Below are 4,548 nucleotides of genomic sequence, written 5' to 3' on the forward strand. Positions count from 1 at the left end.
CGGCGGCGGTCAGGCCGGTTCCGGCAGGTCCTCCGGATACAGCAGGGTGAGATCGTCCGTGCTGGGATCCGGCAGCTGGGCCACCCGGCCCGCATGGCGTTCCACCATCGCCTCGAAGGTCTGACGGGCGGTGCGGCCGTTGCCGAAGGCGGGGCCCTTCGGCAGGTCCGCGAAGTAGGCCAGCAGGGCCTCGGCCGTGCCGGGGGCCAGGCGGTACTCGTGTTCGTCGGCCTGCCGCTCCACGATCCGCAGCAGTTCCTGCGGGCCGTAGTCGCCGAAGGTGATGGTGCGCGAGAAACGGGAGGCCACACCGGGGTTGACCGACAGGAAGCGCTCCATCTCCGCCGTGTAGCCCGCGACGATCACCACCACCGCGTCCCGCTGGTCCTCCATCAGCTTCACCAGCGTGTCGATGGCCTCCTTGCCGAAGTCGCGCCCGGCGTCCTCCGGCGACAGCGCGTACGCCTCGTCGATGAACAGCACACCGCCGCGGGCCCGTTCGAAGGCCTCCTGGGTACGGATCGCGGTCGAGCCGATGTGCTCGCCGACCAGGTCCACCCGGGACACCTCGACCAGGTGGCCCTTCTCCAGCACCCCGAGGGAGGCGAGGATCTCGCCGTAGAGCCGGGCGACGGTCGTCTTGCCGGTGCCGGGGGAGCCGGTGAAGACCAGATGCCGCTTGACGGAAGCGGCCTTGAGGCCCGCCCGCTGCCGGCGCCGGCCCACCTCGATCATGTCGGTCAGCGCCCGCACCTCGCGCTTGACGCTCTCCAGGCCCACCAGCGCGTCGAGTTCACCGAGCACGTCCTTCGACGTCCTGGGCGGCTCCGCCGGCTCCGGTACGGCGGCCGGCGCCTCGGGCTCCGTGCTGCGCTGCCCGGGGATCGAGCCGAGCAGCCCGGCCGAGGGCGACACCGTCTGCACGGCGGCCTCCCGCGCCGGCGGGGGCCGCAGGCCGCCGCTCTCGTCGCTGGTGCAGTCCTCCACGACCGGACCCGACCCGGACCCGGCGTCCGGGCCGGCGTCCGCGAACTCGTAGCCCCCGCGCGCGCACCGCTCGGTGCGGCAGCGGCGCAGGGTGGTGCGGCAGCCGTCGATCACATGGAAGCCGTAGCCGCCGCTGCCGCTGACCCGGCAGTTCAGGAAGCTGCCCCGGCCGCCCGCGGAGACGTAGAAACCGGCCTCGGCGGGGGAGTCGACGGTGCACCGCTCGATGGTCGGATCGGCGCCCTTGGTGACGATCACACCGGTCTGGGTGCCGTCCACGGTGCAGTTGTCGAGCGTGCCGCCGCTGCCGTGGTCCCGGAACCAGGCGCCGGTCGCCGCGTCGCGGATGCGGCAGTCGGCCAGCTGCGCGGTCGCCCCGTCGCTCACCGACACCGCCGTGTTGCGCACCTGCGACAGATCGCTGTCCACCACGTCCGCGCGCGAGCCGCGGTCCAGCACGAACAGCGCGTCCGGCACGTCGTGCACCCGGCAGGAGTCGAGCACCGCGGTGGCGCCGTCGCTCACCCACACCGCCGGGTAGTCGCCGGTGCTGTCGAAGATCTCGCACTGGTTGGCGTCCACCCGGGTTCCCGGGTCCCACACCGACAGCCCGTTGCGGCCGAAGCGGCGCACCGTGGTCCGGGTCAGCGTGAGCACCGAGCGCGAGCGGAGGTCGACCGCGTTCTCCGGGATGTCGTGGATGCGGCAGTCGGCGAGGGTGAGCACCGCGTCGGTGTCCAGCGTGACGCCGTCGGAGGTGGTGCGGTGCACATCGCAGTCGGTCAGGTGCGCCGTGGCCCGCTGGGTGACCTGCACCCCGGAGCCGCGCACCTCGTAGATCTCGCAACCGACCGCCTCCAGCGCGGAGTTCTCGCCGGTCACGGTGAACCCGGTGCCCGAGGCGTGGTGCACCCGGCAGCGATCCAGGCGCGGATGGCCGCCGCCGCGGACCGCCACCCCGGCCTGTCCGGCGGCGACGACCTCGCACTCCTCGAACACCCCGCTGCCGCCGTCGAGTACGGCGATCCCGATGCCGGCCGGGTTGTCCACGGTGCAGCGGCGCACGGTCGGCCGGGCCGCGCCGCGCACCTCTATCCCGGTGGCGGAGCGGGTGACGATGCGCATGTCCGTCAGCTCGGGTGTGCCCTCCTCGACCAGCAGCGCGGGCGCGGCCGAGTCCTGGCCCTCCACATGCAGGTCGTGCACCACGGCCGAGGCCCGCACGGTCAGCGGCACCCCGTCCGCCGGGGCGATCCGCACCGAGCCGGGCGAGCCCTCGGGCCCGCGCAGGGTCACCGCGCGCTGCACCACGAGGTTCTCCCGGTAGGTGCCGGGGGCGATGGTGAGGACGTCTCCGTCGGCGGCGGCCTCCAGGGCGGCGGCGAGCGAAGGGTACTCACCCGTGCGGCGCCGCCACCGCGACGTACCGGTGTGCGTCACCTGGACCGTGCCCTGTGCCATGGCGTTGCTGTGCCCCCACCTCGTGGTACTGATGGCCGACGCCCCGTGGGGGCGGCGGTGCGGTGCGGGGGCCGCGAGCGCGCCCGGCCCGGGGGCCTGCCCGTTCGTGCTCCCGCGTCCCTGCGCGCCCCTGCGGTGTGCCTGCCCGCGGGTTGTCGCCGAAAGCGCTTCGGCCGGTCCACCGTAGCGTGTGCGCCCGGGGTGGTTGACCACAGCCGGCGGCCGGTCAGCTGCCGGTGCCCGCCTTGCCCCAGTCCGGGCCGGCCCGGTCCCAATCCTGCTCCCAGCGTGCGTACCGGCGGTGGACCATGCGCCAGACGGCGATGCGCCGGACGGTCTCCACCAGGGCCGCGGTCAGCAGCGCCGCGCCGAATCCGGCCAGGACGGCGTGCGTCGTCGCCGTGGCCGAGTCCAGCGGGCGGGTCGTTATTCGGCCGTGCCGGTCCGTCCAGAGCCCGAAGTGGTCCCCGGCGTGCGGGGACTTGAGCTCCGTGAGGGCCGGGCCGTGGTGCGGTGTGCCGTCCGGCGCGGTCCAGTCGGCGACGACGCGGGTCCGGGTCTCGCGCGCGCCGGTGGTGTCCGGGTCGGTGTCCAGCGGGGAGTCGCGCAGTTCGCGCACCACGGTGGCCGTGACCAGGCGGCGGGCGTGCTGCTGCTCCCGCGCGGCCCGGTGCAGCGAGTCCTGGGCGGCGGCGCCGACCAGGACCCCGGTCACGGGCGCCACCACGGTGATCAGCACCAGCGCCACCAGCGCCACCCACGCCTCGGCCAGATCGGTCGCGCGGCACAGCGGATTGCGTCTCCAGCGCCACAGACCGGTGACTGCCCGCATCGTCCCCACCCCCATGTCCGCCGCGGCCGGTCGGGGCCGCGGCGTCTCATGCCTTTCTCATGTCACCTCAACGACGCGGGCGGGCCGGAGGGTTCCCCGATCCGCGCACCGGTTTCCGGCGCCCCCTCGCCGGATCGGTCCCGCCTCCGACGGCCCCGCGCTACCGGCCCGTCCGCCGTTCGAGCACGCGCACCGGGTCGCCGGTGCGGACGGTGCCGCCGGAGACGGGCACGAGGTACTGGCCGAAGACGAGGCTGCCGCCGAACCTGCGGTGGCGGGCCAGCGTCCGCAGCGGCTCCCGGCCGCGCTCGGTGGTGTCCTGGTCGGTGGTGGTCACCACGCAGCGGCCGCAGGTCCGTGCGACGCGGAAGACCACCTCCCCGATCGCGATGCGCGCCCAGTCGTCCTCGGCCCAGGCCTCGGTCCCGGTCACCACGACGCTGGGCCGGAAGCGGTTCATGGGCAGCGGCCCCTCGTGGGCGTCACTGCCCTCGGCTATCAGGGAGTTGAGGGCGGCGAGGGAGGCCGTCGTGGTGACGAGCAGCGGGTAGCCGTCGGCGAAACCGACCGTCTCGCCCGGCAGCGCGTAGTCCGGGTCGATCGGGCGGCGGGTGGCCGGGTCGTCGAGGTGGACCAGCGTCACGTCCGCGTCGAGGTAGGCGCTGCTCCAGGCGTGCGCCTCGGGGGCGGCCGGCACCGCTTCCACCTTCGTGCCGAATACGCTCACCGGCACGGTGGCCACCGGTTGCGGCACCTCGACCGTCAGCGGCGCCCGTCCGGGCGCGGACAGACGCACACCGCCGCCGGCCAGTGGCTCGGCGGCGGCGAGTGCGAGGCGCGGCTGCTCCCGCTGGGTGACGACCTTCCCCTCGGCGTCGACCAGTGTCCAGCGCCGGTCTCCGGCGAGGCCCCAGGGCTCCACCACGGCCGACGCCGGCGCGAGGCCCCGGAACGCCTTGACCGGGTAGAGGTGGATCGACTGCACTTCGGCGATATCCATGACGCCATCGTGCCAGGTGTCACCGACAGCGGTCGGTGGCCGTCAGTAACCGCGGTACTGCTGGTTGTTGTACGGGTCCTGGTAGGGGGCCTGTACGGGCCGCGGCGCGGCCGGGCGCATCGCCTCGTAGCCGGTGCCCGGTGCCATCGGGCGCTGCTGCGGGGCCTGCGGGCCGGGATAGCCGCGCGGGGCGCTCGCCTGCTGCGGGATGTAGGCCGTGGGCGCCTGGTGCAGAGGCGCGGGCGCCTGCTGCTGCGGGTAGCCGTAG

Annotated in this window: 4 protein-coding genes; all 4 read right to left on the reverse strand. The window is 74.6% G+C overall.

Annotation, left to right across the window (positions count from 1 at the left end; genetic code table 11):
• Window positions 1-9 precede the first annotated feature (9 nt).
• Window positions 10-2,448, reverse strand: coding sequence for a right-handed parallel beta-helix repeat-containing protein (locus FRZ03_RS35460; RefSeq protein WP_186785797.1), 2,439 nt, complete (start codon window positions 2,446-2,448; stop codon window positions 10-12).
• 226 nt (window positions 2,449-2,674) lie between these two features.
• Window positions 2,675-3,280 carry an Rv1733c family protein gene (locus FRZ03_RS35465; protein WP_146469168.1) on the reverse strand — a complete coding sequence of 202 codons (606 nt, stop codon included), beginning with the start codon at window positions 3,278-3,280 and terminating at the stop codon, window positions 2,675-2,677.
• Window positions 3,281-3,440: 160 nt separating this feature from the next.
• On the reverse strand, window positions 3,441-4,280 hold the full coding sequence (locus FRZ03_RS35470) for an MOSC domain-containing protein (protein WP_146469169.1): 840 nt from the start codon (window positions 4,278-4,280) through the stop codon (window positions 3,441-3,443).
• A 42-nt stretch (window positions 4,281-4,322) separates the two neighbouring features.
• Window positions 4,323-4,548: DUF6643 family protein (locus FRZ03_RS35475; protein ID WP_315902685.1), on the reverse strand; the 226-nt coding region annotated here is incomplete at its 5' end.

The sequence above is a fragment of the Streptomyces misionensis genome, assembly GCF_007896895.1.
In the GTDB taxonomy this organism is placed as follows: domain Bacteria; phylum Actinomycetota; class Actinomycetes; order Streptomycetales; family Streptomycetaceae; genus Streptomyces; species Streptomyces misionensis_A.

Coding starts and splice junctions, on each gene's coding strand:
- FRZ03_RS35460 (WP_186785797.1), bottom strand. CDS start 2,448: ATGGCACAGGGCACGGTCCAGGTGACGCACACCGGTACGTCGCGGTGG.
- FRZ03_RS35465 (WP_146469168.1), bottom strand. CDS start 3,280: ATGCGGGCAGTCACCGGTCTGTGGCGCTGGAGACGCAATCCGCTGTGC.
- FRZ03_RS35470 (WP_146469169.1), bottom strand. CDS start 4,280: ATGGATATCGCCGAAGTGCAGTCGATCCACCTCTACCCGGTCAAGGCG.